Annotated in this window: 27 protein-coding genes; 18 read left to right on the forward strand and 9 right to left on the reverse strand. The window is 50.9% G+C overall.

Annotated elements, in window-relative coordinates:
- Positions 1–37: 37 nt before the first annotated feature.
- A complete protein-coding gene (locus tag ACKU4E_RS02425) occupies positions 38–2,131 on the reverse strand; it encodes a methyl-accepting chemotaxis protein (protein ID WP_320169496.1) in 2,094 nt (697 codons plus the stop codon).
- A gap of 410 nt (positions 2,132–2,541) precedes the next feature.
- On the opposite strand from ACKU4E_RS02425, the gene ACKU4E_RS02430 reads away from it, so the two are divergent.
- The 3 genes from ACKU4E_RS02430 to ACKU4E_RS02440 all read left to right on the forward strand — a co-directional run bounded on the left by ACKU4E_RS02430 (position 2,542) and on the right by ACKU4E_RS02440 (position 4,953).
- Positions 2,542–3,336, forward strand: a complete 795-nt coding sequence (locus ACKU4E_RS02430) for a transporter substrate-binding domain-containing protein (protein WP_320169497.1) — start codon at positions 2,542–2,544, stop codon at positions 3,334–3,336.
- A gap of 379 nt (positions 3,337–3,715) precedes the next feature.
- Positions 3,716–3,949, forward strand: a complete 234-nt coding sequence (locus ACKU4E_RS02435; protein WP_320169498.1) for a hypothetical protein — start codon at positions 3,716–3,718, stop codon at positions 3,947–3,949.
- 8 nt (positions 3,950–3,957) lie between these two features.
- Complete coding sequence (locus ACKU4E_RS02440) at positions 3,958–4,953, forward strand: DUF6976 family protein (RefSeq protein ID WP_320169499.1); 996 nt, start codon at positions 3,958–3,960, stop codon at positions 4,951–4,953.
- 251 nt (positions 4,954–5,204) lie between these two features.
- Here ACKU4E_RS02440 and ACKU4E_RS02445 read toward each other — a convergent pair whose 3' ends face one another.
- The 4 genes from ACKU4E_RS02445 to ACKU4E_RS02460 form a co-directional block, all read right to left on the reverse strand.
- Complete coding sequence (locus ACKU4E_RS02445; RefSeq protein WP_320169500.1) at positions 5,205–6,437, reverse strand: multidrug effflux MFS transporter; 1,233 nt, start codon at positions 6,435–6,437, stop codon at positions 5,205–5,207.
- Between the two features lie 55 nt (positions 6,438–6,492).
- Complete coding sequence (locus tag ACKU4E_RS02450; RefSeq protein ID WP_320169501.1) at positions 6,493–6,996, reverse strand: MarR family transcriptional regulator; 504 nt, start codon at positions 6,994–6,996, stop codon at positions 6,493–6,495.
- A 206-nt stretch (positions 6,997–7,202) separates the two neighbouring features.
- A complete protein-coding gene (locus tag ACKU4E_RS02455) occupies positions 7,203–8,354 on the reverse strand; it encodes a cation:proton antiporter (RefSeq protein WP_320169502.1) in 1,152 nt (383 codons plus the stop codon).
- A 73-nt stretch (positions 8,355–8,427) separates the two neighbouring features.
- The gene (locus ACKU4E_RS02460; RefSeq protein ID WP_320169503.1) at positions 8,428–9,846 is read right to left on the reverse strand and encodes an NAD-binding protein; all 1,419 of its coding nucleotides are present in this window, start codon (positions 9,844–9,846) and stop codon (positions 8,428–8,430) included.
- A gap of 267 nt (positions 9,847–10,113) precedes the next feature.
- Here ACKU4E_RS02460 and ACKU4E_RS02465 point away from each other — a divergent pair, with 267 nt between their 5' ends.
- From ACKU4E_RS02465 to ACKU4E_RS02525, 13 genes are all read left to right on the forward strand, one after another.
- A complete protein-coding gene (locus ACKU4E_RS02465) occupies positions 10,114–10,488 on the forward strand; it encodes a rhodanese-like domain-containing protein (protein WP_320169504.1) in 375 nt (124 codons plus the stop codon).
- A 25-nt stretch (positions 10,489–10,513) separates the two neighbouring features.
- On the forward strand, positions 10,514–11,269 hold the full coding sequence (locus ACKU4E_RS02470; RefSeq protein ID WP_320169505.1) for a sulfite exporter TauE/SafE family protein: 756 nt from the start codon (positions 10,514–10,516) through the stop codon (positions 11,267–11,269).
- Between the two features lie 192 nt (positions 11,270–11,461).
- On the forward strand, positions 11,462–11,668 hold the full coding sequence (locus tag ACKU4E_RS02475) for a hypothetical protein (RefSeq protein ID WP_320169506.1): 207 nt from the start codon (positions 11,462–11,464) through the stop codon (positions 11,666–11,668).
- Complete coding sequence (locus tag ACKU4E_RS02480) at positions 11,668–12,057, forward strand: holin family protein (RefSeq protein WP_320169507.1); 390 nt, start codon at positions 11,668–11,670, stop codon at positions 12,055–12,057. The genes ACKU4E_RS02475 and ACKU4E_RS02480 overlap by 1 nt, the downstream gene beginning before the upstream one ends.
- Positions 12,050–12,259: a hypothetical protein gene (locus ACKU4E_RS02485; RefSeq protein ID WP_320169508.1), complete on the forward strand. Its 210-nt coding sequence runs from the start codon at positions 12,050–12,052 to the stop codon at positions 12,257–12,259. Before ACKU4E_RS02480 ends, ACKU4E_RS02485 begins: the two co-directional genes overlap by 8 nt.
- Positions 12,256–12,525 carry a hypothetical protein gene (locus ACKU4E_RS02490; protein ID WP_320169509.1) on the forward strand — a complete coding sequence of 90 codons (270 nt, stop codon included), beginning with the start codon at positions 12,256–12,258 and terminating at the stop codon, positions 12,523–12,525. Before ACKU4E_RS02485 ends, ACKU4E_RS02490 begins: the two co-directional genes overlap by 4 nt.
- Positions 12,506–14,047 carry a hypothetical protein gene (locus tag ACKU4E_RS02495; protein ID WP_320169510.1) on the forward strand — a complete coding sequence of 514 codons (1,542 nt, stop codon included), beginning with the start codon at positions 12,506–12,508 and terminating at the stop codon, positions 14,045–14,047. Before ACKU4E_RS02490 ends, ACKU4E_RS02495 begins: the two co-directional genes overlap by 20 nt.
- Positions 14,047–14,631 (forward strand): GNAT family N-acetyltransferase, encoded by a 585-nt coding sequence (locus ACKU4E_RS02500; protein ID WP_320169511.1) that lies wholly within the window; start codon positions 14,047–14,049, stop codon positions 14,629–14,631. Before ACKU4E_RS02495 ends, ACKU4E_RS02500 begins: the two co-directional genes overlap by 1 nt.
- 268 nt (positions 14,632–14,899) lie before the next feature.
- On the forward strand, positions 14,900–15,175 hold the full coding sequence (locus ACKU4E_RS02505) for a hypothetical protein (protein ID WP_320169512.1): 276 nt from the start codon (positions 14,900–14,902) through the stop codon (positions 15,173–15,175).
- An 8-nt stretch (positions 15,176–15,183) separates the two neighbouring features.
- Positions 15,184–15,660: an aminobutyrate aminotransferase gene (locus ACKU4E_RS02510; RefSeq protein ID WP_320169513.1), complete on the forward strand. Its 477-nt coding sequence runs from the start codon at positions 15,184–15,186 to the stop codon at positions 15,658–15,660.
- On the forward strand, positions 15,657–15,773 hold the full coding sequence (locus ACKU4E_RS02515; RefSeq protein WP_320169514.1) for a Com family DNA-binding transcriptional regulator: 117 nt from the start codon (positions 15,657–15,659) through the stop codon (positions 15,771–15,773). Before ACKU4E_RS02510 ends, ACKU4E_RS02515 begins: the two co-directional genes overlap by 4 nt.
- Positions 15,774–15,789: 16 nt before the next feature.
- The gene (locus ACKU4E_RS02520) at positions 15,790–17,460 is read left to right on the forward strand and encodes a portal protein (protein WP_320169515.1); all 1,671 of its coding nucleotides are present in this window, start codon (positions 15,790–15,792) and stop codon (positions 17,458–17,460) included.
- 497 nt (positions 17,461–17,957) lie between these two features.
- Positions 17,958–18,644, forward strand: a complete 687-nt coding sequence (locus ACKU4E_RS02525; protein WP_320169516.1) for a hypothetical protein — start codon at positions 17,958–17,960, stop codon at positions 18,642–18,644.
- 8 nt (positions 18,645–18,652) lie between these two features.
- Here ACKU4E_RS02525 and ACKU4E_RS02530 read toward each other — a convergent pair whose 3' ends face one another.
- The 3 genes from ACKU4E_RS02530 to ACKU4E_RS02540 form a co-directional block, all read right to left on the reverse strand.
- On the reverse strand, positions 18,653–19,132 hold the full coding sequence (locus tag ACKU4E_RS02530; protein WP_320169517.1) for a hypothetical protein: 480 nt from the start codon (positions 19,130–19,132) through the stop codon (positions 18,653–18,655).
- Between the two features lie 2 nt (positions 19,133–19,134).
- Positions 19,135–19,914, reverse strand: a complete 780-nt coding sequence (locus ACKU4E_RS02535) for a DUF4198 domain-containing protein (protein WP_320169518.1) — start codon at positions 19,912–19,914, stop codon at positions 19,135–19,137.
- A gap of 489 nt (positions 19,915–20,403) precedes the next feature.
- Entirely contained in the window at positions 20,404–22,110 is a 1,707-nt protein-coding gene (locus tag ACKU4E_RS02540; protein WP_320169519.1) for a Na+/H+ antiporter NhaC family protein, read from the reverse strand.
- Positions 22,111–22,430: 320 nt separating this feature from the next.
- On the opposite strand from ACKU4E_RS02540, the gene thiC reads away from it, so the two are divergent.
- Complete coding sequence (thiC, locus tag ACKU4E_RS02545) at positions 22,431–23,696, forward strand: phosphomethylpyrimidine synthase ThiC (protein WP_320169520.1); 1,266 nt, start codon at positions 22,431–22,433, stop codon at positions 23,694–23,696.
- A gap of 201 nt (positions 23,697–23,897) precedes the next feature.
- Positions 23,898–24,554: a hemolysin III family protein gene (locus ACKU4E_RS02550; protein WP_320169521.1), complete on the forward strand. Its 657-nt coding sequence runs from the start codon at positions 23,898–23,900 to the stop codon at positions 24,552–24,554.
- Between the two features lie 32 nt (positions 24,555–24,586).
- Here the strand turns inward: ACKU4E_RS02550 and ACKU4E_RS02555 are convergent, their stop codons facing one another.
- Positions 24,587–26,164: a GGDEF domain-containing protein gene (locus tag ACKU4E_RS02555; protein WP_320169522.1), complete on the reverse strand. Its 1,578-nt coding sequence runs from the start codon at positions 26,162–26,164 to the stop codon at positions 24,587–24,589.
- Positions 26,165–26,326 lie beyond the last annotated feature (162 nt).

The following is a 26,326-nucleotide window of genomic DNA, read 5'->3' on the forward strand; positions in this document are numbered from 1 at the left end:
TGCACACAGATTCCGGTCTTTTCTTGTGTAAACGGGACTATGAATTCTTCAGGTCATCAATCAGGCTGTTGAGCCTGTGGGTCAGTTCTTCCAGATTGGCCATGGCATCGGATGACTGCTCCATGGCGTAGAAGTTTTCTTCGGCTATGCGGTTGATCTCCGAAGTGGACATGTTGATTTCTTCGGAGGCCGCACTCTGTTCTTCGGCTGCCGTGGCAATTGACTGTACCTGATCGGCCACCATTTCGATGATTCCGAGTATGGAGTTGAGCGCATCGCCTGCTTCATTTACCAGCGAGGTGGTGGAGTCGACCATCTCTGTTGTCTCGGACATGGTATTTATTGAATCCCGAGATGATTTCTGTATGGATCCTATGGCCTCCCCAACTTCCGAGGTGGCGGTCATGGTTTTTTCAGCCAGCTTGCGGACTTCGTCTGCGACTACGGCAAAGCCTCTTCCGGCTTCGCCTGCACGCGCTGCTTCAATGGCAGCATTCAGGGCCAGCAGGTTGGTCTGGTCCGCAATGTCGGTTATCACGCTCATTACGCTGCTGATATCTTCCGCCTTCTGGCCGAGCTGGCCCATTTCATTGCCGAGTTTTGCAGATTCGGTTTTCAGGTTGGCAACTGCGGTTACAACTTTTTCAACAATTTCCGATCCGTGAACAGCTTCACTGCGAGCCCTGTTTGCCTCTTCTGAACTTCTGGAAGCATTAGATGCAACTTCAAGTACCGTTGCATTCATCTCTTCCATGGCGGTTGCGTTTTCCGCCGCCCGTTCGCGCTGCAGTTCCGAGCCGTGTCTGGATTCTTCCACGTTGGCGGAAAGCTGGGTGGAAGAGGATGAAATCCGTTCGACTATTTCTTCCAGCTGTTCGGCAGCCCGCAGCATACCTTCCCTTTTTGCACTTTCCGCAAGGCGGGTAGCTTCTTCGGCAATAACGGTTTTTTCTTCCGCTTCAATGGCTTTTTCTTCTGCCTCGCGGGTTTTGTCTTCGGCAAGGGAAATGGTTTTGATCAGTTCTGCTGTCATGGATTGCAGGTTGTCCAGCAGTTCGCGCAGTTCGGCTTTGTACGAGAGGGCTTCAGGCTGAGTGTTGTAGTTGCCTGCTGCGATCTGCTTTGCAAATGTGCCCATGGCATGCAGGGGTTTTACCAGACTGGAGTTGATCAGCAACGCTCCGAGCACTCCGAATATGATGGCAGCCACAACCGCAATCCCGGACATGGTCAGATTCGCTTCACGGGAAGCGGCGTATATTTCGTCATGGGGAATAAAAGCTATAAGGGTCCATCCTGTAGCCTTGGACCGTAATATTTCGGCAGAAAATTTTGAGCCGTTGAATTCCAGTGAACTGAGCCAGCGCTGCTTGGAGTAAAAGGCTGTTTTGATAGCCTCATTCTTTATCTCGTCAACTTTTTTGAAGTTGTTTTCCGGCGTAGCCGGATCGGCGAGGATTTTTCCGTCTCCCTGCACGAGAACGACGAATCCGGTTTCCCCTATTTTAAGGTTGCCGATTATCTTGGTCATATTACCCAGGGAAATATCTACTGCGGAAATCCCTATGAGGTTTCCTGCGCTGTTTTTGATCTTCGTCACCACCCCGATATTGGGAATTCCTTCAGTGGTGATATAGGCGGAAAGCAGGGTGCTTTCGGAAGGCGAGTTTTTTCCTTGCGTATACCACGGGCGTTTACGCGGATCGTAATCGTTTTTTATGGTTTCCGTACCGTCCTGCGTGTATCCCCCGTCCTCAAAGCCGAGGTATACGTAAGCAAATGTGGGGTTGGCCTTCATCAGGTCGTTTGCCAGGCGATTGACCGTTTTTTCCGATTCACTGGACGCTGCTGCGCCGGGTTTTGTGGGGCTGCTGAGCTCAAAATATCTGGTCCATTTGCCCATGGCATTTTGCGTTTCGGAAAGTCCTGCCACGAATTTGCTTACATTCTCCGCTTTTTTCAATATTTCGGAAATGTAATTATCAATAAGTTCAAGCTCCTGGCTTGCTGTCTTTCGGTAGGAATCTTCTGCTGTGGAGTCAAATTGCATTGAAACGGTCAGCATCACCAAACCTACAGAGATAACCATGGGGAAAATTATCGCCAGGATCATTCGTGTTTTTATCCTCATCAGCTTTCTCCTTGTAATAAAATCGTGCAGTACGGATTCCTTAAACTATAACCCGAGATTGTTTTAAATGTCGACAGTTGATTGTAAAGACCTATTACAATCGGCTTCGTAATGCAGATGATTAGACGCAATTTTCAAAGCAGTTATAAGGTGATGTTGTTAATATTAAGCGGTTTTTTCTGTACACACGGTTTTTTATTCGTATTGCGGGGAAAGAGTGTGAGTGTATTATTTTGTTGATGGACAGAAAACGCGTGAATGAGTTATTATAGGCATAAATTATATATTATTAATTGATTTATGAAGACAGGACCGTTGGACACGTGTCTGAGTGCAGAATAGCGGTTCCTGAGTCCTTATTTCTGTTCGTGACTATATGTGATCAAGGGGTGGGGCCCTGAGGAGATGTAATGCAATTTAGATATCTGACCGTATTTCTTTTCCTGCTGCTTATCCCGTTTAGTTCTTTTGCCGGAGGAGTACTTGTTTCATCCGGAGAGTATGCTCCGTATACAGGCAAAGATCTTGTACATGGAGGTTTCGTTAACCATGTTGTGGAAGAAGCATTCCATCTGGTCGGGGTGAATGTGGAATTTCAATATTATCCGTGGGCTCGTGCTTTTCATCTGGCAACAATCGGCGAATCTCAGGCCGTTTCTTATGTTTACAAAACAAAAAAACGGGAAAATGAATTTTTTCTCAGTGACGGCATAACCGGTGAACGGCTTGTGCTTTTTACAACCAAAGGGACGCGGCTTCCTTCCGACTGGGAGTCTCTACTCGACCTGAAAGAGTATCTCTTCGGGGTGACGCGAGGATTTTCCTATACCGATGAATTCTGGGACCTGGTAGACCGGGGAGTGCTTAAGACCGGGGTTGCCAAGAGCGATAAACAGAATTTCATGAAGTTGATCAAAAAACGGATTGATGTTTTTCCCGCGGACGAACTTGTAGGCTACACTCTTTTGAGAAACGAATTTGCGCCCGGATTATCCGATACGATCCGCAGCAGCGAAAAAGCTCTGGCTGAACACATCGGTGTTCTGGCCTTCACAAAAAACAAGGTGGGGGAAAGGCTCAGGGATAAGTTCAACCTCGGCCTGGCACAATTGAAAGAAAACGGGACATACGAAAAAATGTACGAGTCCCTGTTGAACGGCTATTATACTGTCCGGACTGATTTTCGGGAACCTCCATCGGAATAAATATGATGGTTGTGATTTTTTGATTTAAATAATCTTGCGATGTGGTATGGAGAAATAAAAATGTAATTTAATTTATATGTTGCAGGTTGGCTGGTAATGCAATGCTGTCCCTAAGCTGTTTTTGTTGGATGAAATATGGAGACATGAAAAGCAAAAATATGTTAGTGTAGGTGCATTAATAAGATTTTCATTATATTTCAGTATGTCTGAAGTTGAATCTGTTTATCTCCTTCTCGCTGCTCCTGATGTTGTCCTGCATGAACAGTTTTTTTACTGCTTCATGCTTTGAAAATCTTCTTACAGGTCAGAATACCGATACCGGGTTTGCCGTGTGGCATGGGGAAACCGGGATCGGTTTAATCTAAAGGAGGTTCTATCTATGGGTGTCCCCCCGAAAAACAATTCCAGGTGGGCGGAAATTGTGACCGGAAAGAAGACGTATACGCTGAAATTTCTGGCTGCAAAAATCCTTCTCGGGCGTCTGATGCGCAGTGTTCAGGCTGACGGTTCTCCGGATAGTGTTTCCAAGGCAGTCAGTGAGTTACACGCCATTTACACAAAAAATGCAGATAATGCCTCGGCCAAGGAAGATCTGCAGACAATGTTCGGGTAGGAGGGGATATGCAACAGGTTATGCTTAGTGTTGATGCGGTTGCGGACATGATTTCTGCAGGCAAGACTTTGCTTCTTGCCGGTGATGAGGCTCTTCTGGGACAGTTGCCTAAGGGTAAGTGGATCGGAGGAACCATTCCCTATTTCATTTCACATGATAAGGGTGGGCTTGTTTCAACAGACGAGCTGTTTGTCACTGATATTTCCGATGTTGCAGCGTCAGTTACCATAAAAAAATATGATGAGGATAATCTCGGCACCGTCTACACCGATGCCGGTGACGGGGGATTCAGCTTTATCATTATTCCGGCTTCCAGTCCGGCTCATGTATCTTTTGCCCTGAATGCACCCAATTACAGCGATTTCGGTTCACAGCCGCTTGTCGGATGGATTTCAGGCGTGCTGCTGGATGATCTCGGCAAGGTTGCCCCGAAGGTTTTCAGCGGCGGCAGCGGTGCGAGCTATGAAAAAGAAGCCCTCGTGATGCATGTTGATCTCGCGGAAGGCAAAGCCGTGGATGTGGGGATCATCAATATTTTCGAACAGGGAGACGGAGACACCCTTACTTTCAGCCACGACACCTTTGCCACAGAGGATGTTGTGATCAACGGAGTTAAGCGCAACTTTGCCGAGTATATCGGGGAGAAGAATCTCGATATCAAGCTGCCCCTTGTTGCGGATTACTACGGCGCATTGATCAACATCAGTTTTCAGGCTGTAGACCCTGAAAGCGGCGTAAGCTTCTATGCACCGGTATTTTCCGGCGTCCGCTACAAACATGCGAAACCTTTGTCCGACTATGCGGCCTCCTTCGGTAAGCAGCTGTTGGAAAACAACGTTGCCGGAAAGAATATTTCTTTCTCCTGCAACTGCATTCTCAACTACCTGTATTCCGAGCTGGAAGGAAAGAAGACCGATCCGTTCGTCGGGCCGATCACCTTCGGTGAAATTGCGTACCAGCTTCTGAACCAGACTCTGGTATACGTTGATATTCACGATATCTAGCTTCAGGTCTTTTCATTCAAAGTAAAAAGCCGCTTTTGAGCGGCTTTTTTTATGATCTATTTATAATAATTTAATTTTGTTGTGAACTTAAAATAATCTGTAAGAGTGCAGGTGCTTCATTTTTGGTTATGGATATTTTGTCATACGAAGGGGCGAAGCCTCGTTGGAAAAGTTTAGGATCCTTAAACCCTTTTTAAAGGGTTTGAGGCCCCCGGCAGGGCCGCCGGAGGCCTTCTATGATTGAAATATAATTATGAAGCCGAATTTTCATTCTGTTCAAACCTTAACTCCCGGCTTCCGGGCCGCAGCCCCCAATACAACACACCTGCAAGCACTACGGAGCAGAACATGGCGATGCCCATGGTGAGCCCGGGATCAATAATTCCTGCAAGGGCCGTGACCAGGGCGCTGGCTCCGGCGCCGACCAGCATCTGAAGAGAGTTTACGGCTCCTGAAGCTGTTCCGGCCATTTTCTGCCATGGGTTGACTGCTTCGCTCATTGCGTTCGGCTGCATCATGCCGAAGCAGAGCATGTTCAGAAGCAGCAGCGGGAGCAGGACGAGAAGGGACGGCTCGCCCTTCCATATCAGAAGCAGAATTGTACCGGCTGTGGCTATCATCAGGGCCAGTCCTGCGGAAATTATGGGACGGGGATGGATCTCCCATCGGCTCATGATCCGGCTGACCATGGAACCGAGCATCAGCCCGAAGGACGTTCCGGCAAATACGATTGAATACGTCTGCTCCGACAGATGCATTTTGCCGACCAGAAATCCCGGTGATCCGGCTATGTATGAGAACATGCAGCCGAAGCCGAACGCGATGGGAAGCGCAAGGCTCAGGAAATTGCGGTCGGTGAGTATGGATTTGTATCCGGAAACAAGTTGGTTCATATTGAAAGGCCTGCGCCTGTCCTGCGGCAGGGTTTCGGATACTCCGGTGGCAACGAAAAACAGCAGCACAGCGCCGAGACCACCCTGAATTCCATAAATAGCCCTCCAGCCGGAGACGGCCAGAACGCTGCCCCCGATTACCGGAGCCAGCAGCGGAGCAACCCCTACAATCAGCATGATGCCGGAAAGCCTGCTGCGTGCCTCGGCGCCGGAAAGAGTGTCCCTGATAATGGCAAGGGGAATAAGAATGCAGACGCCCGCTGCAATTCCCTGTACCAGTCTGGAGGCCAGCAGAAAATGAAAGGAACCGTCCAGCATGCAGGCGAAAGCTGCCAGAGTTGCGGCAAGCAGAGAAACCGTGAGAGTCGGTTTGCGGCCGTAGCGGTCGGCCAACGGGCCGCCGATTATGGGAGACAGCGAGAATCCTAGCAGAAACAGGCTGAATGTGAGCGCACCCCGGCCGGGAGCGACTCCGAATGCCGATTCTATGGAGGGTATAGCAGGCAGGTTCATGTCGATGCAAAGCGGCGGCAGTGCGGCAATTCCTGCCAGTAAAATTGTGTATGCCTTGCTGTCCGGTGTGATATTCATGGTAATTTCCTTGCTGATAGCTTGGTTGCTGTGGCTTTGTTTCCCGGCGTAAATATCAGGAGAACTGCTCCATGGGCAGAAACGGTTCCATTCGTGATAAAATGCCGATCAGGTCCGTTTTCAGCTCTGCCGGGAGTGTAGCCAGAACTTCATCGTAAGCATTTGCTGTGATGGTTTGAAGGTTTTCGAAAAAATCATGTCCGTCTTGCGTCAGGTAAACCAGTCTTTCCCGCTTGTTTTCCGGGTTAGGCAGCTTTTCTACCAACCCCAGTGAAACCAGCCGTGAAACCATGCGGCTGGTGGCGCACGGGCTAAGACCGGACCCGGTTGCGAGTTCCCCGATTCGTTGTGAACCGTACTTGTATAAGCGGACGATGGCGGTCATCTGACTGAATGAGAGGTCGGCCGCGCGCATGGATTTGGACATCTGTGAAAAAATACGGTCGGAAGCCATTCCGTGCAGGCAGTCGAACGCTCGTCCAAGTTCGCTTGGCGTATCGGTTTTTCGGGATATTTTGTTTTTATGTGCATCCATGCACATGTTTTTAGTGCGCTTCATGGGGACCGTCAAGCGACTAAATAAAACTTAATATTGGCTGTCTGATTTGGTAAGGAACCGGCGGTTCTACTCGTTAAAAGTGTTCAGTTGCGGCTCTGCTGCATGATGTTTAATTCCCATTGGATTTGTTTCTCGCGCGGGATGCTATGCGCAAAGTCTGAGCAATATTAGGGCTGGTATGTGTAAGGCTTGTATATGGAGGTGTTCTATCTGCTGAATTTTGCAGAGAGGAAACGGAAGGCAATAGGCCCGGTCATGCAGGTTACAAGAGCGAGCAGGACTATGCTGTCTTTGGTCGGTTCGGTTATGAATCCTTCTTTAAGGCCGATCGCTGCGGCGGCGATTATGAGGCTTAGGCGTGAGGAAAGCAGGGCCCCGGCCTTGAATCCGTCTGAAAGTTTCATACCCCAGAGCGGAAAGGTCATGCATGGCAGGAATTTGACCAGAACAGAGGCGGCGAACAGGGCCAGCGTGAATAGCAACCGGTCTCCTGAAAGAATGTTGTTCACATCAAACCCCATCCCGACATGAATGAAAAACATGGGGATCAGGAATCCGAAGCCGATCACCGATATTTTAGATTCCAGATTATCCTTTTTCCTCAGGACGAATGAAATGATGCATCCACCCATGAAAGCGCCGAGGACCGGTTCAAGGTGCGCGGCTTCCGAAAGGCAGATGAACAGGAAAAGCAGGGCAAGTGAAACCCTGACTCCCTGCTCCTGCAGGGTCTCGGTCAGGAGCAGCTTCTCGGCCTTTTCCGGATTCCACCATGCCCACAGCCGTGCCGCCCAGAGTATGAATGCAAAGCCGATGAATAGCGGCAGGGGGGTAAGCAGGTGCAGTCCTATGCCGTTAACTTTCAGCAGAACGTAAAATGTAATCCCAAGCAGGGTGAGGAAATCGGCAAAAGTTGCTGCAATGAGCACTGTCTGCCCGAATGTGGTGGATTGTGCCCCTGATTCCTTGAGTACAGGCATAACCAGCCCAAGCGAAGTGGTTGAAAGTATCAGGAGCATGAAGGAATTTTCCGCCAGCACCACGGTGCATCCCCAGGCAACCAGCAGGGTGAGTCCGAAAAGAATGATATGGAACCAGAGTGCCTTGCGGCCCTGCCCTCTGAGCAGCTTGAAATCTATTTCCATACCGGCCTGGAACATGAGAACCAGAAAGCCGAGTTCCGCAAGGAAGGGGAACCAGTCTCCTTCCATCTGCAGGTTCAGGACACTCTTACCGATCAGCACGCCGAACAGTATTTCGGCCACAAGCGAGGGTAGCCCCACGCGGCGGCTGAGACCCGGTAGAAACGCTGCCGCGAGGCTGATTATCAGCAGAGCGAAATCCTGAGTTATGATCATTTTATGAACCTGTTATTTTTTTATGCGGTGCGCCTTTTTCAGATTTCAGAATTCTCAGTTATCCGGACTGAGTCTAAAACGCGGTCAGCAGTACTGAGCATTTTGATGCCGCAACAAGGTTCTCCCCGATATTCGGTGTCAGCAGACTTCTGTCGCGGTTTGTGCTGCCTACTATCATCAGGTCGTATTCGGAACTGAGGGCGGCAATCTCGCGTACCGGGTTGCCCTTGCGGGTGATAAGATCGAATTTGGTCTTATAGATGTGACCGAGTTCGGTCGCTCTGGAGACCACTTTTTCCTGCCATCCGCTTGTGCCGTCACCGGTGATGAATTCCGGCTCCTCCACCACAGCAATTGAAATTTCTCCCCCCATCTGCCTCTGAATGTCCACCGCGACTTCCACCGCAAGTTCGGCCATTGCCGAGCCGTTGAACGGAACAAGAAAGCGCTCATAGGGAGCCGATCCTTTTGAAATCAGAATCGGGCGGCCGATGTCGTGTGCAAGGCTTATGTATGAAGGTTTTCCGAACGCCTTGAGTAGCCCGGCGTCAAAAGGGGCGGTCACAACCAGACCGTAGTTGCTTTCCCGGCAGTTCCGGCGGATTATTTCCGGGACGGGGCCGTCCATGGTTTCAATGCCCACGGAAAGATTCTGCGGCCATGTACCGAGGTATTCAAGGTATTTTTCCTCGGGAGCCGCATTCAGAAGCGTAACGCTTTTGATCTGGGTGTTCTGGGCCAGATAAAGCGCTTCGTTTACTTCCGCTGCTATACCGTCAGATTCCTTTTCCGCTTTCATGACCACCAGAAGTCCCGGACCGTATGCCAGCGGAAAGTGCGGGTTATCGCATTCCAGAAGTCCGCACACGGACTGAAAAACGGAACTGTCTCCGATAATAACCAGCCTGTCCTCGGAGCGTATCAGAGTGTCCGGCTTGGGGAAAATCAGATTTTCTTCCCGGAATACTGCAACAAGCCGCATGCCCTTGCGGCGCAGGTATCCGGCTCTTTTGCCGATTATCAGCAAATGTTCGGATGCTTTTATTTCCATCACATTTGCCGGGCCTAGATTAAGCGGAGTGACCCTCATTCTCGGGTCCTGCAGATAGTGATAGAGCTGACCTGCAGCAAGTTTGCCGAGTTGAATGACGTTGACGCCGTTTTTCCTTAGCGCCGAGGCCAGTTCCGAGTCGCGGACAAAGGCTGTGACGTATCGCACCCCGGCTTCGGAGGCCAGTTCGGCGATTATGTTGTTTGTCCGGTCATCATCCGTCAGGGCAATCACGTAGTCGAATTCCTTGACGCCGACTTTTTCCAGCACAACCTGGCTGGTGGCATCCTCCACATGGATATCCTTGATTTCCGATGAAATTGCCGCAGTGCGTTCTATTTCTTCGCGTGATTTGTCCACGAGAGTGACTTCCCAGTCGTCTCCCAGAAGTCTGAGCAGTTCACGGGCTGTTCTTCCTGCCCCGCATAGCAGTAGTTTCATATCATACCTTCCGGCTCCGGCCGTGCATTGTTGTGCAATGGTTTTCCATTGAACTTAAGGTTATACGTATAACCCGGTTGAAGTAAAATGAAATATCCGAAAATTCTTCCAGTTCTCCGGCTTTCGTGACGGCCTTGATCTGTACTGAAAATCAACCTCTTACCACAAAAATCATTTCAGCACTTGACGACCATGTTGTTTAGCAATAGTTTTCAGTTCGCTTTTTAAATTTGGTAAATTTGCCAAATAACCATACTGGAGGACGTAATGAATTTGCTGGACCAGATAATTTCTGAAATGGATTTTGATTTTTTAAGTTCCGGAAAGCATACTATGAATGTGGAAGGCATGCGCAAATGCCTTGGAGACAATGACACCGTGTTTATTGACGTGCGCACCGGAAAGGAAATCGGCTATGTGTCCTTCCCCTTTGCCACACACATTCCCATGAACGAACTGCCGGAACGTATTTCCGAAGTGCCGCGCGATAAACAGGTCGTGCTGTTCTGCTCGTCCGTATTCCGGGCTGCCGTGTCCTATACCTACCTGCGGGCCAACGGGTTTGAGCGGGTTAAGGGAATGGCTGCTTCCATGGAAGACATGGTTCAGGCTTTCAAGCCCGGTCCGCTCGGCAAGATGTAATCGCCAACTCTCGTAATGTAATCTCATGGATACTCTTACCATCGCGATATCACTGCTTTCGTTTGCTCTGAGTTTCATCTTCGCTCTCGGCGGGGTGGGCTCTGCTTTGGTGCTTATTCCCACTCTTGTATGGCTTGGAATACCGTTCAACCTTGCCCGTCCGACTGGGCTGTTTGTAAACGCTCTCAGCATGAGCGGCGCGACTTATTCCAATTTCAGGGAAAAACGGTTGGACCTCAAACTCGGAATACCGATAGTGGTTTCATCCGTGGCCATTGCTCCGCTTGGAGCCTGGGTTGGGCATTTGCTGCCGGGACACTACGTGATGTACGCGTTTATTGCGTTTTTGTGTTTCTCCGGACTGATGATGATGTTTTTCAAAAAATCAAAATATGAAAATCAGTACCGGGAGGACAGACCGTTTACCGGGCCATTTCTTGTGGGCGTTCTGGCCGGTTTCTTTTCCGGCCTCCTCGGAGTCGGCGGCGGAGGGATCATTTCCCCGCTGATGATAATGCAGGGGTTCAATCCCAAGAAAGTGGCTACGGTTACCGCGTTTTCTGTTCCGTTTTCGTCCATAACCGCATTTGCCGCCTATGCCCTGATGGGGTCCATTTCCGTGCGGCTGCTTATCTTTGCCGGGCTGGCCGCATGGGCCGGAGGATACATGGGGACCGGATTTATGCACAATAGAATGAAACCTGGAACTGTGAAGAAGTGTCTTGGCGCTGTTCTTTTGCTGCTGGCGGCAAGGCTGTTGTGGGTAGTTCTTACCGGATAAGTCTTTCCGGTCACTGCCGTCAGGCACGGGATTGACGGCAGTATGTAGGAAAAAAATATTGCCCGTATGACATCTGGGTCCTCTCTGATTTTTCGGAGAGGACTTTTTTTGTGTAATTGCCGTCTGCGGACATTGATGCCGTGAAAGATGTCCGGTCCGCCAAGTATGGTGCCCGAAAAAGGAGGTTCGAATATGAACGGAATTTCAACGGACACCCTTGCGGCTCTTTATCCTATGGAAAGCCCGAGGATGCTCAGGAACTACGCGCTGTTCCTGGAGGAATATCCCGAATGGGTGGAAAACGGTTTTTCACTCATGGATTACAAGGATGCGCGGCACAGGCCGGAATTTTCCGGCTGGACTCCGGAAGTGCACCGGCAGAACACCGGGAGGGAATGATGATCGGTTCCATTATTGATCTCGGTTCGACCATCATAGACAAAATCTGGCCTGATGCCGGTGAGCGCGAAAAAGCCAAGCTCAAGCTCATGGAACTGCAGCAGGCCGGGCAGTTGGCCGATCTGGAATCGCGGGTCAAGGTCATGCTTGCCGAGATGTCCGGCAACTGGTTGCAGCGCTCATGGCGGCCCATACTGATGCTGACCATTATCGCCATAGTGGCCAACAACTACCTTTTCTATCCCTATCTGACCCTGTTCTGGACCGGTGCTCCGCACCTTGAGCTTCCCGAACAGCTCTGGGCGCTCATGGAACTGGGACTGGGCGGATACGTGGTCGGGCGCAGTGCCGAAAAGGTCGCTAAAACATGGAGCGGCAAAAATGAATGAGGATAGATGTGATCTACAGGACCTGCTGATCCGCATTGATGAACGGGTCAAGTCCATTCAGGAGGACATTGCCGAAATCAACGGTGCAAGACGCTGCCACACCCATGCGGAAAAATTCCGAAATCTGGAAAGGGCCGTGTGGGGAACCGGGGCGGTGGTTGCCGGTATCGCCGGAAGGGTTGTTTACGAGGTATTCAAGTGACCAGGAATGAAATCATTAAAAAACAGAAAGAGGAACTGGATCGGTTCCGGGAGGTTTTCGCGCTGGCCGTGGAAGGTGATGATTCAGACATGGTCAAGGATCTGAAAGCCAAGCTGGATATCATGCAGAAGCGTCATGAGATGGAACGCAAGGCTTGGGGAATAGGTGAAAGCAGGAAGGAATCAGCCGGTGAAGGCAAACGCAAGAGCGTTCGCGCCATCAGCCCGGAACTCAGGGAGAAACTCGATGAAGTTTACGGATGCTGACAGCGCTAACCACTGGTATGCCGAACTGCTGCGCGAGGCCGAGAAGAAACATCAGGCCCTGCCTGTTATGGCCGAACTGGGACGCAACGATCTATTTTTTCTGCTCACAAGACTGCTCGGAAGGGCGGATGCAAATCGCGACTGGGTCTTTAATCGCTGCCGGGAAGTGCAGGCCGCGCCGGATGGCCGGCTCGATCTCTGGTCCCGTGAGCACTACAAGTCCACCATCATAACTTTCGCCCTCACTGTGCAGGATATCCTGCGTGATCCTGAGGTGACAGTCGGTATATTCAGCCATACCCGGCCCGTGGCCAAGGGGTTTCTGCGCCAGATCAAACAGGAACTCGAACGCAATGAACTGCTGAAACAGTGTTATCCCGATGTGCTCTGGGCCAATCCCAGAAAGGATTCACCCAAGTGGTCGGAAGAGGACGGAATAATCGTCAAACGCAGATCCAATCCCAAGGAAGCCACGGTTGAAGCCTGGGGGCTCGTGGACGGCCAGCCGACCGGAAAGCATTTTTCCCGGCTTATATACGATGACGTGGTTACCCGCGAGTCGGTTTCATCGCCGGATATGATTTTCAAGACCACCGAGGCCTGGGCGTTGTCCGTCAATCTCGGAACCCGCGAAGGCATCAAGCGTTATATCGGAACCCGCTATCACTTCAATGATACCTACCGGGAGATAATGAAGCGGGAGGCGGCTGTGCCGCGCGTATATCCGGCTACTTCCGACGGAACTATGGAAGGGGAACCCGTGTTGCTGAACCGCGAACAGCTTGAAACCAAACGGCGCGAAATGGGGCCGTACGTGTTCGGCTGCCAGATGATGCAGGACCCGCGAGCGGATGATGTGCAGGGTTTCCGTGAAGAATGGCTCGTGCGCTGGGAACGGGACCGGCATGGCGCAGGTCCGCGCTGGGAGCAGTTCAATCGTTACCTGCTTGTGGACCCGGCCAGTGAAAAGAAAACCGGCAGCGACTACACGGTCATGCTGGTCATGGGGCTGGGGCCGGACCGGAATTACTACCTCATAGACGGCATACGCGACCGCCTCAACCTGACCGAGCGGGCCAGAGCCCTTTTCCGGCTGCACCGGACCTATTCTCCGCTGGCCGTGGGCTATGAAAAATATGGTCAGCAGGCGGATGTGGAGCACATGCAGTATGTCATGAACGAGCAGAATTACCGGTTCGGCATCGAACCTCTGGGGGGGAATATTCCCAAGGTGGACCGTATCCGCAAGCTGGTGCCGGTGTTTGAGCAGGGCAGGCTTTTTCTGCCCTGGCGGGTCCGTTTTCTCGATCATCAGGGGCGGGAGCGCGATCTTGTCCGGGAATTTATCGACGATGAATACATGGCTTTTCCCGTGGCTCCGCATGACGACATGCTTGACTGCATGGCCCGCATTCTGGACCCGGCGTTGGGCGCGGTTTTTCCCCGGCCTTCCAGAGACCCCGAACCGCAGGAATGTATGCAGGGACTCATGGACTACGACATCTTCAACGGAGATCGCTGATGTACGGATTCGAAATTGATGGAGGATACACCTTCTACAAGTACCGTGATTTTGACGGAACCCTGTCGCTTACCGCGGCTCATCTCAAATGGTTCTGGTCCATCCTTGAGGATGCCGGAACAGTCCCGGTGATCTTCTATGACGGCACGGTTCGCGGTTTCAACGACTTCAAACAGCTTGCCGAACTGCCGGACCAGCACCTGTTTCTGGGCTTCAGGGGACAGGAACCGGCCGGGCTTTTCTGGCTGAACGGTTTCACTCCGCGGGCATGCTACGTCCATATCGCTTCCATGCCGGGGTTTTACGGTCGCGGATCAGTACAGATGGGCCGGGGGTGCCTGGCTCATCTGCTGGCAGCCACGGATGCATCGGGACGTTATCTGTTTGACTGCATCAAGGGGCTGATTCCGGCATCGAATCAACTGGCCTGTCGTTTTGCCGAAAAATCAGGATTCCGGCAGGCAGGGATCGTTCCAAACGGTGCTTATCTGTCCGGGGAAGACATAAGTATTGACGCTGTACTGTTCTGCGCAGTCAGAAAAGGTGACGGGATTTGTCCGCCCGATGTTTGTGATGTGTCTTAAACGTTAAACAAGTTTAAAAGTATATAATATCAATCTGTTGTGGCTGTAAATTTGCCACACAAAGCGGCGAAGCCCTAACAGAAGGTTTTGGGATTCTTGCACTAGCTCTCAGGCGAGCGGTCTTCCCGCGAGTCTTAGAGATAGCGACAGTGGAACAAACCCTTTTTGCAAAAGGGTTTAAGGCCCCCGGCAGGGCCGTCGGAGACAAAACCTGATCATCAAAAGCGCGAAGCGCACCAAATTCAGTATTTATAAAGGAGCAAATATTATGGGAGGAGGCGGAGGAAAATCGCCGACATCACCGGTATCACCTTCACCGGCACCGCCGGTGTCTGCTGTGCCGGAACCACCGAAAATGGATGAGGTTGCCGCGAGTGAGGAAGCGGTCAAGGCGAAGAAAATGCGTGAAATGGAACGGCTGAAAAAGGGCCGCAGCTCCACTGTGCTTACGGGCGGTGACGGCGATAACGGGCAGTTGACCGTTCAGGCGCCGACATTGCAGTCGCAGACGCTGCAGGCCGCTAAAACCAAACTCGGACAATAGGAGGAGTTATGGCGAATTTTTACAGACCGCAGCTTGGTGCTGGAACCGGAAGCGGATCAGTCTGGTATGAAAAGAATTCCCCCGGATTCAACGGTTACTTTAAGTGGCACAGGCTGACTTACGGAACGAATCCTTCATCAAATAACAAGGGGCTTAATGCTCCTTCGGGCTGGCAGCCGCCGGATGACTGGACGTTTTCGGACAAGACCGGACATTGGTATACGCCCGGTGAAATGCAGAATGCCGGATACAACCTGATTGACGGAGAGTGGCTGCATCCCAACGACATCCGGCAGCGGGAAGTGGACCGTGAAAACGCCGAGCTTGATGCCCGGATAGCCCGGCGTGAGGCAAGTGAAAGCCGGTTCAGGAAGGTCCGTGCCGCCGGGCGTATAAAAACTATCCTGACCGGATCAAACGGTGTGGCCGGAAAGGCTCTTGTAAAAAAGGAAATATTGCAGAATTCCAAGGGAGAACTCAAATGACGGAACTGCGTTGTCCGGTATGCAAAAGACTGCTCATGAAGGGCAGGGTGGTTGAGGTCCAGATCAAATGCCCCAAGTGTAAAAAAATAGTCACGCTTACGGGCGGCAAGTGATTGAGCAGGTGACAATATGAATGACACGGATAAAAACAGATATACCGCCCGGCTGCTGTCGTTGCGTCAGGAGCGGTCCAGTTGGGAACCGCATTGGCAGGAGATAAGCGATTACATCCTGCCCCGGCGCGGAGTCTACAGCGGACAGAGGCCTAATGACGGGCGCGTGAAGGGCGGCAGGATAATTGATTCCACGGCAACAAGGGCGCTGAGGATTCTGGCGGCAGGGTTGCAGGGGGGGCTTACGTCTCCGGCCCGGCCGTGGTTTCGGCTGGGGATTTCGGATCGGGATCTGGCAAGGCACAAATCGGTTCGCGAATGGGTCGCGCAGGTGGAAAGCACCATGTACCGGGCTTTGTCCCGGAGTAATTTCTACTCCTGCATCCATTCGCTTTATACGGAACTGTCCGGTTTCGGAACCGGGATTCTGTATTGCGAGCCGGATCAGGAAAGGGGATTGAGGTTCAGGACTTTGACCGCCGGTGAATATTGTCTGGCAACGGATGCTCAGGGCCGGGTGGATACTGTCTATAGAGAATTCAAGATGACCGCCCGGCAGCTTGAAAACAGGTTCGGCAGGGAAAATCTTCCGGCAACGGTCAGTTCCAGTCTGGATAGGAACCGGGATCACTGGTTTGACGTGCTGCATGTGGTGCAGCCGCGTGACGAGTTCGACCATGAACGGCTGGACGGGGAGAACATGCCCTTTGAATCCATCTTCCTGTTGAACGGAAAGGGTGGTCATATTCTATCCGTGAGCGGATTTGTGGAGAACCCGTACATGGCTCCGCGCTGGGACACTTCGGCCATGGATGTGTACGGGCGTTCCCCGGCCATGGATGTTCTGGCGGACGTGAAGATGCTTATGGAAATGAGCAAGAGCCAGATTCAGGCCGTGCACCTTACGCTCAGGCCGCCTATGAAGGTCCCGTCCATGTACTCACGGAGGTTGAATCTGCTGCCCGGCGGACAGAATCCGGTAGAGCAGAACCAGCAGGATTCCGTTTCCCCGCTTTATCAGGTCCGGCCGGACCTTGCGGGGGTGAGCAATAAGATTCAGGACGTGCGGGCCGCGATTCGCGAGGGATTCTATAATGACATATTCCTGATGATGGCCGGGTCGGACCGTAAGACCATAACAGCCGCGGAAGTTGCGGAGCGCCATGAGGAAAAGCTGATACAGCTTGGACCGGTCATCGAGCGGCAGCATACGGAACTGCTCGACCCGCTTATCGACAGGGTCTTCGGAATACTGCTGCGTGCCGGGCAGTTGCCCGAAGCTCCATCCGTGCTTGAAGGGGTGGACATCAAGGTCGATTACATTTCCGTGCTCGCACAGGCCCAGAAGATGGTCGGGACCCAGTCCATACAGTCTCTGGCCGAATTTGTGGGACGCCTTGCGCAGGCCAATCCCGAGGTGCTGGACAAGGTCGACATGGATCGCGCGGTGGACGACTATGCCGAACTCATCGGCGTGCCCAACGGGATAGTCCGGTCCGGAGACGAGGTGGAGAAATTCCGTGCGGAGCGCAAGGTGCAGGCCCAGCAGCGGCAGAATATGCAGGACAGCCTGCAGGCCGCATCCACCGGTGCCGGAATTGTGCGAAATCTCTCCGGGGCCGGGATGAATCCTTTGCAGCTTCAAGGAATGATGGATAAGGCCGGGCAGTTGATGGGCGGAGTGTAAACCGGTCTGATTGAGGTGATGGGGTTTGCCATTAAGCCGGTGTGCCGTTTTTCGGTGAGTAATTTCTGTGGCCGATTTACCGGATGGTTCTTCGAGGCTTCGAACCAGACTGTTTGCGGCAGTTTTACTTGCCTGAAACAAAACTGAATTAAATAAAGGCTGAAATGATCGTATCCTCGGGTACGTGAGTTTCAGCCTTTTTTCATGACCACAAATATGTGGGGGATGCTTCTTATGCTTCGTTGGTATTTAGCGTAACTGAAAGTGCTCTTTGTTTTTTAGGAGGTGTTGTCCATCGTTCTATTTGTTGTGCCTATCGAATTGCTATTTAAACTGCAGTCAATGAAATGAACTTATCATGTGTTATATATTATAGTACGCATGTTGCTATTTGGTCGAGGTTGAGGTTATATAAGTATTAACCGGTTATGGGGTGGTAATTGTAATCGGGTTTGTAACTTAAGACCGGAATTTTATCTGGAGTACAGGATTATTTTATGTTGGTGCTTACTGATTTAACCAGATTCAAAGACAATGATAATGTCTGCATGGCCCTGCTGGATGAGAATAACTGCCATTGCTACCGCCCGTTGCCTTACGCCGACCGTGATTTTGTATCACTCAACAATATCCGGCCGGGAGTGACTGTAAGTGCGGATGTTGTTCCCGCCACAGAAGTTAATGAGCCGCATGTGGAGGACTGCCTGTTTGAAAATGCCGTATGGCAGGACAGGCTGGACGAAGAAAGTTTTCATCTACTTCTGCAACGTGATGCCGTGGACTCCGTTCACGAGGCGTTTGAAGGTCTGGTGACCCCACAAAATCGCTGCGTTCCAGCTGGAACTCCCTGTTGCCGGTCAATCAGGACAGTGCGGATCGATCCCCTGTCCCTGAGTGTTTCGACCAGTGAATCGGAGGAGGGCATGAAGTTGCGTATGGGCTTTACTGATGTTGCCGGGGATCGGTTTCGGCACACTCCGATTGCCGACCTCTGCTTTCATGCCGAGGCCTTGCGGTATGCAGAACAGGATAGGCTTGACGAGCTGAATGCCCTGCTTGCCGGAGGAGAGACTGTTTATATCCGTATTGGACTGAGTCGGCTTTATCAAAGCAGAAGCGGCAAGCAGGGGTTTTGGATGCAGGCAAACGGAATTTATGTTTTTCCCGGTTGTTTTCTGGGCTAATCCGTTTTTTACTTGTCTACGGCATGCTTTCTTGACCGGATGAACAGCGCTCCAAGAGCCAGGTTGAGCAGGAGACTGACTCCGAGTACCGCGCTTATTGTCCGTGATGCAGGCGGCTTGCCGCTTGTGATGATTTTTCTTTCAGCTTTTTCATTTTGGGGCAGAACGTCCACATCAAACATCAGTTTGTGCCCCATTCCGCCGAGTACTTCAATTTTCCATACACCGGGCCGGTCCGGCATGAAGCTGAACACGCCGTTCTTATCCGTTCTTCCGTTCTGGAATTCCACTTCCCTGTCATCCGGCGAGTAGATTGTCACCTCACCGTAGGCAATAGGCTCACCCGATGAGAATCCGCTTTTGAACGATATTGCCGGTGTTGTGTCGATTATTTCATACGACACGCCATGGGCATGACAGGGGACAATTCTGAATAGAGAAACGGCCGCAAAGAGAATTGCGGCCGCGATGATCTTCCTTGATAGCATGTCTATTTCACTTCAAAAACCAGTACGGAGCGCATTACGTAGCTGTCATAATCTGCGGTGGGAGCGCTGTCCTTGTGCTGTACACGGACCATCCAGGTTCCCGGAGCGGTGATTTTTACCTTTGCCAGTCCTTCGCCATACGGTTCGGTGAAATAGGCGAAGGAGTTCGGGGTCAGGGTAAAGCCGTCGTAGGTGGCGAGCATGTTTTCCACGGCTACGGGCTTGCCGTCCAGCAGAGTCTGGAAAACGATTTCATCACCGACCTTGGCAAGGGCGGGGTTGCTCATGGGCACTATTTCAAGCCCCTTGCCGAGTACCTTTTTGTAGTTGTCATCCGGCTGACCTACGGTTATCAGGGTCTTGCAGAATTTTTCGTATTTTCCGCTGCTTATTACTCCCTTGAGTCCTTTTTTGGACTGCTGCTTCCAGCCTTTGGTCGTGTTGGTCCAGATGATGCCCTGTCTGTGGCCTGCCATGATCAGGGTGCCTTCGGTTTCAGGTTTTATCTGACCGTCCAGGGTCATGAGCATTTCGTTGGGGCTGAGCTTTACATCAGTAGTTTTATCGCCGGAAATGAGTTTTACGTCGACCTTATCAAGAGGCTCCATTTCTTCGCTGATCATGAATACATGGGCCGATACTACGGAAAAGGGAACAAGCTGACCTTTTTCGGCAGTAAGCTGGACAGGTTTGAGGATGAATTCATGGGCGAATGCAGTGGCGCAACTGAGTATTGCGAAGATCAGGGACAGGATCAGGATCGAACCGATACGTTTTTTCATACACACCTCTGAGTAAAAAAATGTTTTTGTTTATGGAAATGTGCTACTTATTGTTAAAATTTATGTCAATATTGAAATGAAATAAAAAAAGGTACGATTGTACGGTTTTTGAGTTGGAGGTTCAAATCCAGACTGACATGTTTTTTTCTCTATAATCCAGGAGGATGGACTTGTGCCCGTGAAATTAACGAGTGAGGGGTTGTTTTCAGCAGGACGTTGCCGAGAATGAATCATCGCGGTGAAAATGCCCTGTCCGGGGGAGGATGAGGTGTATGGGATAAGAAACAGCCGGTACAAATTATCAGGATTTGTACCGGCTGTATTTTTAATAAGAGGCTAAGATCTTTATATGCTTAAGTAACTACTTCCGATTATTACCGGCGGGGATGACCCTTCTCTTGCTAACCCGGCAGGAAAAGCCTGAATGTTTCACCTGATCCGTACATTTCGCAGTTTGTCAGGCCGGTCCCGTTTTTTATTGGGAACAGGTTATTCTGCAACAGGTTTTCCGAGGAACCGGACCAGTGCCATGATTACGATAACCCCAACCGGGAGAACCATGGCTACCGGCATTCCGAGTCCTGCAGGGATGTAGCCGAAAAGGATGGATACAAGCGCTACCGGCACGGCATAAAACAGCTGAGTTCTTGTGTGATCGATGTGGTCGCAGGCCGAACCCATGGATGAGAGGATCGTTGTATCGGATATCGGCGAACAGTGGTCTCCGAAAATTGCTCCGGTCAGTACTGCACCGATATTGAGGATGACGTATCCCTGATCCGGGGTGAGGGCGTAGGCCAGCGGAATGCACAGCGGCATAAGAATCCCCATGGTTCCGTAGGATGTTCCGGTTGCGAATGAAATTACCGAGCCCATGATAAAGATGATTGAGGGAAGCAGGAAGGGCGGGATGGTATCCGAAAGGACGTTGACAAGGTATGTTGCCGTGCCGAGTTCCTTTATGATTCCGGAAAGGGACCAGGCCAGAAGCAGGATAACGGCAGTTATGTTCAGGGATTTCACGCCCTGCACCCAGGTGGAGATGACCTCGTCCACCTTCATTATCCGCTTGCAGATTGCTATGCCCATGGCCACGATGCCTGCAATAAGGGCAGCCTGAAAAAGTACCACGGACGCATCGGATGCACCGAACGCTTCACGGATGGCGGTAAAGCTCATGGGTCCGTTTTCGAAAACAGCCTTGAGCGCACTGTCATCGCCGGACATTATGGAATTGTAGCCGTTAAAATAGAATCCGAGAAAGGCAGCCACAATGAGGGTGCCGATGGGAATGATTGCGTACCAGATGCTCGGGACCACATTTTCTATCGGTCTGAGTTCGGTGGCTTCGTCCGCAACCATTGGTTTGGCGTTATCATCAAGGAGTTTGCCGGTTGTGCGGGCACGGTGCTCGGCGGTGTACATCGGGCCGAATTCGCGCATGAACCAGATGGTTGCCAGTATGAAGACCAGTATGAGGATGTTGTAGAATCTGTAGGGAATGGTCTCCACGAAAATGCCGTACGCGTTCATGGTGTAACCTATGCCCTGCAGTCCGTCACGGATGAGGCCTACTTCATAGGCAACCCATGTGGAGATCAGCGCGATTCCGGCAATGGGTGCTGCTGTGGCGTCTATGATGAACGCCAGTTTTTCCCTGGAGACTTTCATCCGGTCGGTAACCGGGCGCATGATCGGACCTACGGTGAGCGAGTTGGCGTAATCATCGAAAAATATGAACAATCCGAGCAGCCAGGTTACAAACTGCGAACTTCTGGGGCTTCTTGCCTTTTTGGCAAGCGCATCCGCAATTGCCTTGGCGCCGCCCATTTTGGAAATCAGGGCGATAAGTCCCCCGATTGCAAGACACTGCAGAACTATGCCCGCGTTCCACGGATCGGCCAGAGAGTTGAGAATCTCGTTGGAAATCCTCATGAATCCTCCGACAAAACCGTTATAGATATCGAATCCCTTTGCTTCGAGCATGAATGCTCCGGAAAAAACACCGATAAACAGTGATAGCACCACATTCTTAGTTACGAAGGCCAGTACGATGGCTACCAGCGGCGGAATAAGTGTAAAGATTCCATAAACAGCTGCGTTTTCCGGGCCTAGACTGGAGTCCGCCGCAAATGCAGGCAGGCATAGGGCCTGAAATATTATTGCAAGAAAAAACAACCTTCTCCATTGGCGCATGAGAAATATCCCCCTTGAGATTTTGATTATATCGTAAAATTGCGCTTCGATTTACTTCAAAATAGTCACAATAGCAAATGGGGCTTTGTATCTCTTTAATTTTTCATGATAAATTTTTGAACTGTCTGGAATAACAGATATAAATATTAAGGTCTGACGGTGATAAAACGGTACCGTCTTGCGTGCGGTCTTCATCTTATTATCCGAAATGCAGAACTGCGGCATTGTCCCTGTGTGAGAATTGGGTTATGGACTTGCCTTGTACAGAAACCATTGATCATACGAAAATGCACAATTCTAAATAAGTTAAAGGAAATCTGATGTTTTCAAAGAATAAAGCTCTCAAAAGCATTTTTGATTCAAGCATTGATGATCTCTGCAGGAGTGAAGGGCTCTCCAAAGAGACAATTATCCAGGGCATAGAAAACGGAACCATGGTTCTGCTCGGGAACCCCAATCATAAAAATGTAACGCCTACCCTTATCGGACAGCCCGCCAAAGTTAAAGTCAACGCCAATATAGGTACCTCTCCTTTCAAGAATGATCGCGAAAAGGAAATGAAAAAACTGGATGCCGCCTGGAAGGCCGGTGCACATGCTGTAATGGATCTTTCCACAGCCGGTGATCTGGACGGCATACGCACGGATATGCTCGGTTCCTGCCCGCTGCCGCTCGGCACTGTTCCCATTTATGCCATGGCACAGCAGTACGTTGCCCGTGATGAAGATCCGGCCGGTTTCAGCATTGATGAACTTCTTGCTGAAATCGAAAAAGAGGCCGAACAGGGCGTAGATTTCATGACCCTGCATTGCGGCCTTACTCGCCGGGGAGCTCTCTGGGCCACCGGCGGCGACCGTCTGCTCGGAATTGTTTCCCGCGGCGGTTCCATTCTCGCCCGCTGGATGCGTGATCACGATCAGGAAAATCCGCTTCTGACCGATTATGACCGCATTCTTGAAATATGTCTCAAACACAACGTCACCCTGAGCCTTGGCGACGGTTTGCGTCCCGGTGCCGGTGCCGATGCCGGTGATGCCGCTCAGTGGGAAGAAGTCCTTATGCTGGGACAGCTTGCCAAGCGCGCCCGTGAATACGGTGTTCAGGCCATGATTGAAGGTCCCGGTCATGTACCCATGAATCTGGTTGAAACCCAGATTCGCGGTATCAAGGCTGCCACTTTCAACGCGCCTCTCTACGTGCTCGGACCTCTGGTTACCGACTCCGCTCCCGGATATGATCATATTGCAGGAGCCATCGGCGGTGCCATTGCCGTAATGAACGGTGTGGATTTTCTCTGCTACCTGACCCCCGCAGAGCATCTTACCCTCCCTGAGGTTGATGATGTCTGGAACGGAGTGAAGGCGTCTCTCGTTGCTGCCCAGTGCGGTGAAGTCGGACTCGGCAGGAAAGACGCTGTGGAGCGCGATCTTGAAATCTCCAAAGCCCGCATGGATCTCAACTGGGATCGTATTGCCGAACTGGCTATTGATCCGGCCCTGGCCTGCTCGCGCAGGAAAGACCACAAGGATGAAAAAGAGTGTGCAATGTGCGGAAAATTCTGCGCAGTACGTATGCTCTCCGAATAATTACCCCGTTGTATTAATCCAGCCGTTCTGTACCCGATTGATGACAATGGCCCGCAGCACCTTGCTGGTGTTGCGGGCTTTTTTTTTGTATATTGGGGTCAACCTGATTAATCAGCTGGTTGATTATCTGTTTTTGTCCGCTTTTTGCAAAGGTTGAGTTAGCGGTGCGGTACCGGAATATATTTCAATAGGAGGATTGCCATGTTGCGTTATGTACGGGACCCGATGAGCGGACTGACCCATTTTGTCGGTTTCTGTCTGGCCATAGCCGGGCTGGTCCTTCTGGTTGTCGATTCGGTAAATCCGGTGAAGGTTATGCATGTTGTTACCTTTTCCGTGTTCGGAGCAGGGATGATCCTGCTTTATCTTGCCAGCACGCTTTACCACTGGCTGCCTCTCGGAGAGCGCTGGACCCTTTACATGCGCAAGGCCGACCATGCCATGATCTTTATCTACATTGCCGCCACGTACACTCCTATATGCCTGATCGGCCTGAAGGGTAGCTGGGGGTGGTCTCTGTTCGGGGCTGTCTGGGGACTGGCTCTGGCCGGGATAATTACAAAGATGTTCTGGATGAATGCTCCGCGCTGGCTTTCCACCGCGTTTTATCTGGGTATGGGCTGGCTTGTCATAGTCGGGGCCGGACCTCTGATCAGGGCGCTGCAGACCGGAGCCCTGTTCTGGCTCACTCTAGGAGGCGTAATGTATTCAATCGGAGCCACTATCTACGTACTCAAGAGACCTGATCCATGGCCGAAGGTGTTCGGATTTCACGAGATTTTTCATGTTTTCGTCATGGCCGGAAGTTTTTGTCATTTCTGGGTAATGTATGAGTACATTGCCAGAATTGCGGCATAATTGCTGCTCATGAAAGCAATCGAGCACTATCGCTAAACTTCTGATGCCGTTTGTCGGCAGTCTTTTGTATTTCCAGATGGGAAGTAGGAAATCTTTCCTTTTTTTGGGTCAGAGCTCAATTGTTTCATGCCTGTATAGCGTGAAGAGTTGTTACGCCCTATGTGCTTGGCTTTGTAGAGGGCCGCATCTGCACGGATTACAAGGTCCTTCGGTGTGCTGTCTCCGTTTTCGTAGCAGCTTATTCCGATGCTGACCGTGGCGCTCAGGAGCATTCCGTCCACCTCGATCTGAAGTTTTTCGATTTTAGTGCGCATTTTTTCAGCTGCGGTCTTTGCTCCCTCAAATCCCGTATCGCTCAGCATCAGCGCGAACTCTTCCCCGCCCATGCGGCAGCTTATGTCGGTCTCCCGGCCTGTCTTTTTGATTGTATCGGCTATTGCCGCCAGTACTATGTCTCCACGGTCGTGACCGTAGCGGTCGTTGATCCGTTTGAAATGGTCTATGTCTATGAGCAGCAGGGCCAGGGGGCGCACGTGTCTGCGTGCCAGATTGAACTCCCGTTCCAGAATGGGGAAGAATCTGCGTCTGTTGGGCAGTCTTGTCAGCGGGTCCATCATGGCCTGTTCTTCAAGCATGGTCTGATGCTCCAGGGATTTCTTCTGGTAGCGGAAGAAAAGAATGTAGGCATAGCTGAACAAAAAGATAAGGATTGCTCCAGCACACATGATTGTCCACAGGTACAGTTGCCATTCTGCCAGTATTTCTTCTTTCCCGGTTGAGGCAAAAGCTACCAGCGGGTATTCATCTACATGGGCAAAAACAACTTCATGATGTTTTCCCGTGTACGGTGAATCTGCCGAGAACGTGCTGTTATCCCCGGTGCAGTTCTCTGCATTGAGGATTTTTCCATAGTTTGCCGGGGAAAGACTGCGGTGCGGGGCATGCATGAGTATGTTGCCGCAGGTTGTAACTAAAGCGATGGTGGTCCCGTCCGGAATTCCGAGATTTGAAAAGTCATTTTTAAAAAAACTGTAGTCGATAAGCGCTGTGTAAATGTATTGCAGTGAACCTGCATCATCCTTGAAGCCGATGCTTATGCCGAAATACGGATTTTCTTCACTTCCATTGCCGGTGATTACTTCGCTGACATAGTAGCCGTTTTTCTGGATTTCCCATGCGTGCTTCTTTAGGTACTCCTCGGAGATTATCTGAAACGGCTTTGACTTTCCTGTCCAGTGCATCGGGGTCCCTTTCGGGTCTGTAATTATCAGGTCTGATATGTATGGATTGAATTCTCTGCTCTTTTTAAGAACGGCAGCAACTGTTTTGTCGTGTGCATAATGGTCGTTCCTGTTTTTGTCCCGAATCATAATAAGGTCGAGAGCATCATGCATTCCGCGTATAGCCTGAATTACGCTGTCGAGAATGTCGGATGTATGGTAGGCCACCAGTTTAGCTATGAATTTGTTCTGCTGCCGAACTTTTTCCAGCTCTGCATTATACTGTTTTGTCATGAAAACTGCGCAGATACCGAATATTAGGGCTAAAAGTGCTCCTCCTATGGTCAGGCCCAACCTGGAAGTTTTGCGGGTATGTGCGGTCTGATCCATCTTCTCTCCATGTCTGATCGTATTGATGTCCGAAAATTCATACTCTGTTCATATACTATAGTAAATGCGATTATAAAACCATAACGATACTGCTTCATGCTCATTATATTCTTCCGATTGTTGACAATGAATTCGTGAGTAAGTTAATGTGAATTCACTTTC

Source organism: Maridesulfovibrio sp. (assembly GCF_963677005.1).
In the GTDB taxonomy this organism is placed as follows: domain Bacteria; phylum Desulfobacterota; class Desulfovibrionia; order Desulfovibrionales; family Desulfovibrionaceae; genus Maridesulfovibrio.

Bases quoted from the DNA above. Each gene is read 5' to 3' on its own strand.
- ACKU4E_RS02425 (WP_320169496.1), bottom strand. From the start codon at position 2,131: ATGAGGATAAAAACACGAATGATCCTGGCGATAATTTTCCCCATGGTT.
- ACKU4E_RS02430 (WP_320169497.1), top strand. From the start codon at position 2,542: ATGCAATTTAGATATCTGACCGTATTTCTTTTCCTGCTGCTTATCCCG.
- ACKU4E_RS02485 (WP_320169508.1), top strand. From the start codon at position 12,050: ATGAATGAGGATAGATGTGATCTACAGGACCTGCTGATCCGCATTGAT.
- ACKU4E_RS02475 (WP_320169506.1), top strand. From the start codon at position 11,462: ATGAACGGAATTTCAACGGACACCCTTGCGGCTCTTTATCCTATGGAA.
- ACKU4E_RS02500 (WP_320169511.1), top strand. From the start codon at position 14,047: ATGTACGGATTCGAAATTGATGGAGGATACACCTTCTACAAGTACCGT.
- ACKU4E_RS02505 (WP_320169512.1), top strand. From the start codon at position 14,900: ATGGGAGGAGGCGGAGGAAAATCGCCGACATCACCGGTATCACCTTCA.
- ACKU4E_RS02515 (WP_320169514.1), top strand. From the start codon at position 15,657: ATGACGGAACTGCGTTGTCCGGTATGCAAAAGACTGCTCATGAAGGGC.
- ACKU4E_RS02530 (WP_320169517.1), bottom strand. From the start codon at position 19,132: ATGCTATCAAGGAAGATCATCGCGGCCGCAATTCTCTTTGCGGCCGTT.
- ACKU4E_RS02455 (WP_320169502.1), bottom strand. From the start codon at position 8,354: ATGATCATAACTCAGGATTTCGCTCTGCTGATAATCAGCCTCGCGGCA.
- ACKU4E_RS02555 (WP_320169522.1), bottom strand. From the start codon at position 26,164: ATGGATCAGACCGCACATACCCGCAAAACTTCCAGGTTGGGCCTGACC.
- ACKU4E_RS02450 (WP_320169501.1), bottom strand. From the start codon at position 6,996: ATGAAGCGCACTAAAAACATGTGCATGGATGCACATAAAAACAAAATA.
- ACKU4E_RS02480 (WP_320169507.1), top strand. From the start codon at position 11,668: ATGATCGGTTCCATTATTGATCTCGGTTCGACCATCATAGACAAAATC.
- ACKU4E_RS02445 (WP_320169500.1), bottom strand. From the start codon at position 6,437: ATGAATATCACACCGGACAGCAAGGCATACACAATTTTACTGGCAGGA.
- ACKU4E_RS02465 (WP_320169504.1), top strand. From the start codon at position 10,114: ATGAATTTGCTGGACCAGATAATTTCTGAAATGGATTTTGATTTTTTA.
- ACKU4E_RS02520 (WP_320169515.1), top strand. From the start codon at position 15,790: ATGAATGACACGGATAAAAACAGATATACCGCCCGGCTGCTGTCGTTG.
- ACKU4E_RS02440 (WP_320169499.1), top strand. From the start codon at position 3,958: ATGCAACAGGTTATGCTTAGTGTTGATGCGGTTGCGGACATGATTTCT.
- ACKU4E_RS02535 (WP_320169518.1), bottom strand. From the start codon at position 19,914: ATGAAAAAACGTATCGGTTCGATCCTGATCCTGTCCCTGATCTTCGCA.
- ACKU4E_RS02510 (WP_320169513.1), top strand. From the start codon at position 15,184: ATGGCGAATTTTTACAGACCGCAGCTTGGTGCTGGAACCGGAAGCGGA.
- ACKU4E_RS02540 (WP_320169519.1), bottom strand. From the start codon at position 22,110: ATGCGCCAATGGAGAAGGTTGTTTTTTCTTGCAATAATATTTCAGGCC.
- ACKU4E_RS02460 (WP_320169503.1), bottom strand. From the start codon at position 9,846: ATGAAACTACTGCTATGCGGGGCAGGAAGAACAGCCCGTGAACTGCTC.
- ACKU4E_RS02435 (WP_320169498.1), top strand. From the start codon at position 3,716: ATGGGTGTCCCCCCGAAAAACAATTCCAGGTGGGCGGAAATTGTGACC.
- thiC (WP_320169520.1), top strand. From the start codon at position 22,431: ATGTTTTCAAAGAATAAAGCTCTCAAAAGCATTTTTGATTCAAGCATT.
- ACKU4E_RS02470 (WP_320169505.1), top strand. From the start codon at position 10,514: ATGGATACTCTTACCATCGCGATATCACTGCTTTCGTTTGCTCTGAGT.
- ACKU4E_RS02525 (WP_320169516.1), top strand. From the start codon at position 17,958: ATGTTGGTGCTTACTGATTTAACCAGATTCAAAGACAATGATAATGTC.
- ACKU4E_RS02495 (WP_320169510.1), top strand. From the start codon at position 12,506: ATGAAGTTTACGGATGCTGACAGCGCTAACCACTGGTATGCCGAACTG.
- ACKU4E_RS02550 (WP_320169521.1), top strand. From the start codon at position 23,898: ATGTTGCGTTATGTACGGGACCCGATGAGCGGACTGACCCATTTTGTC.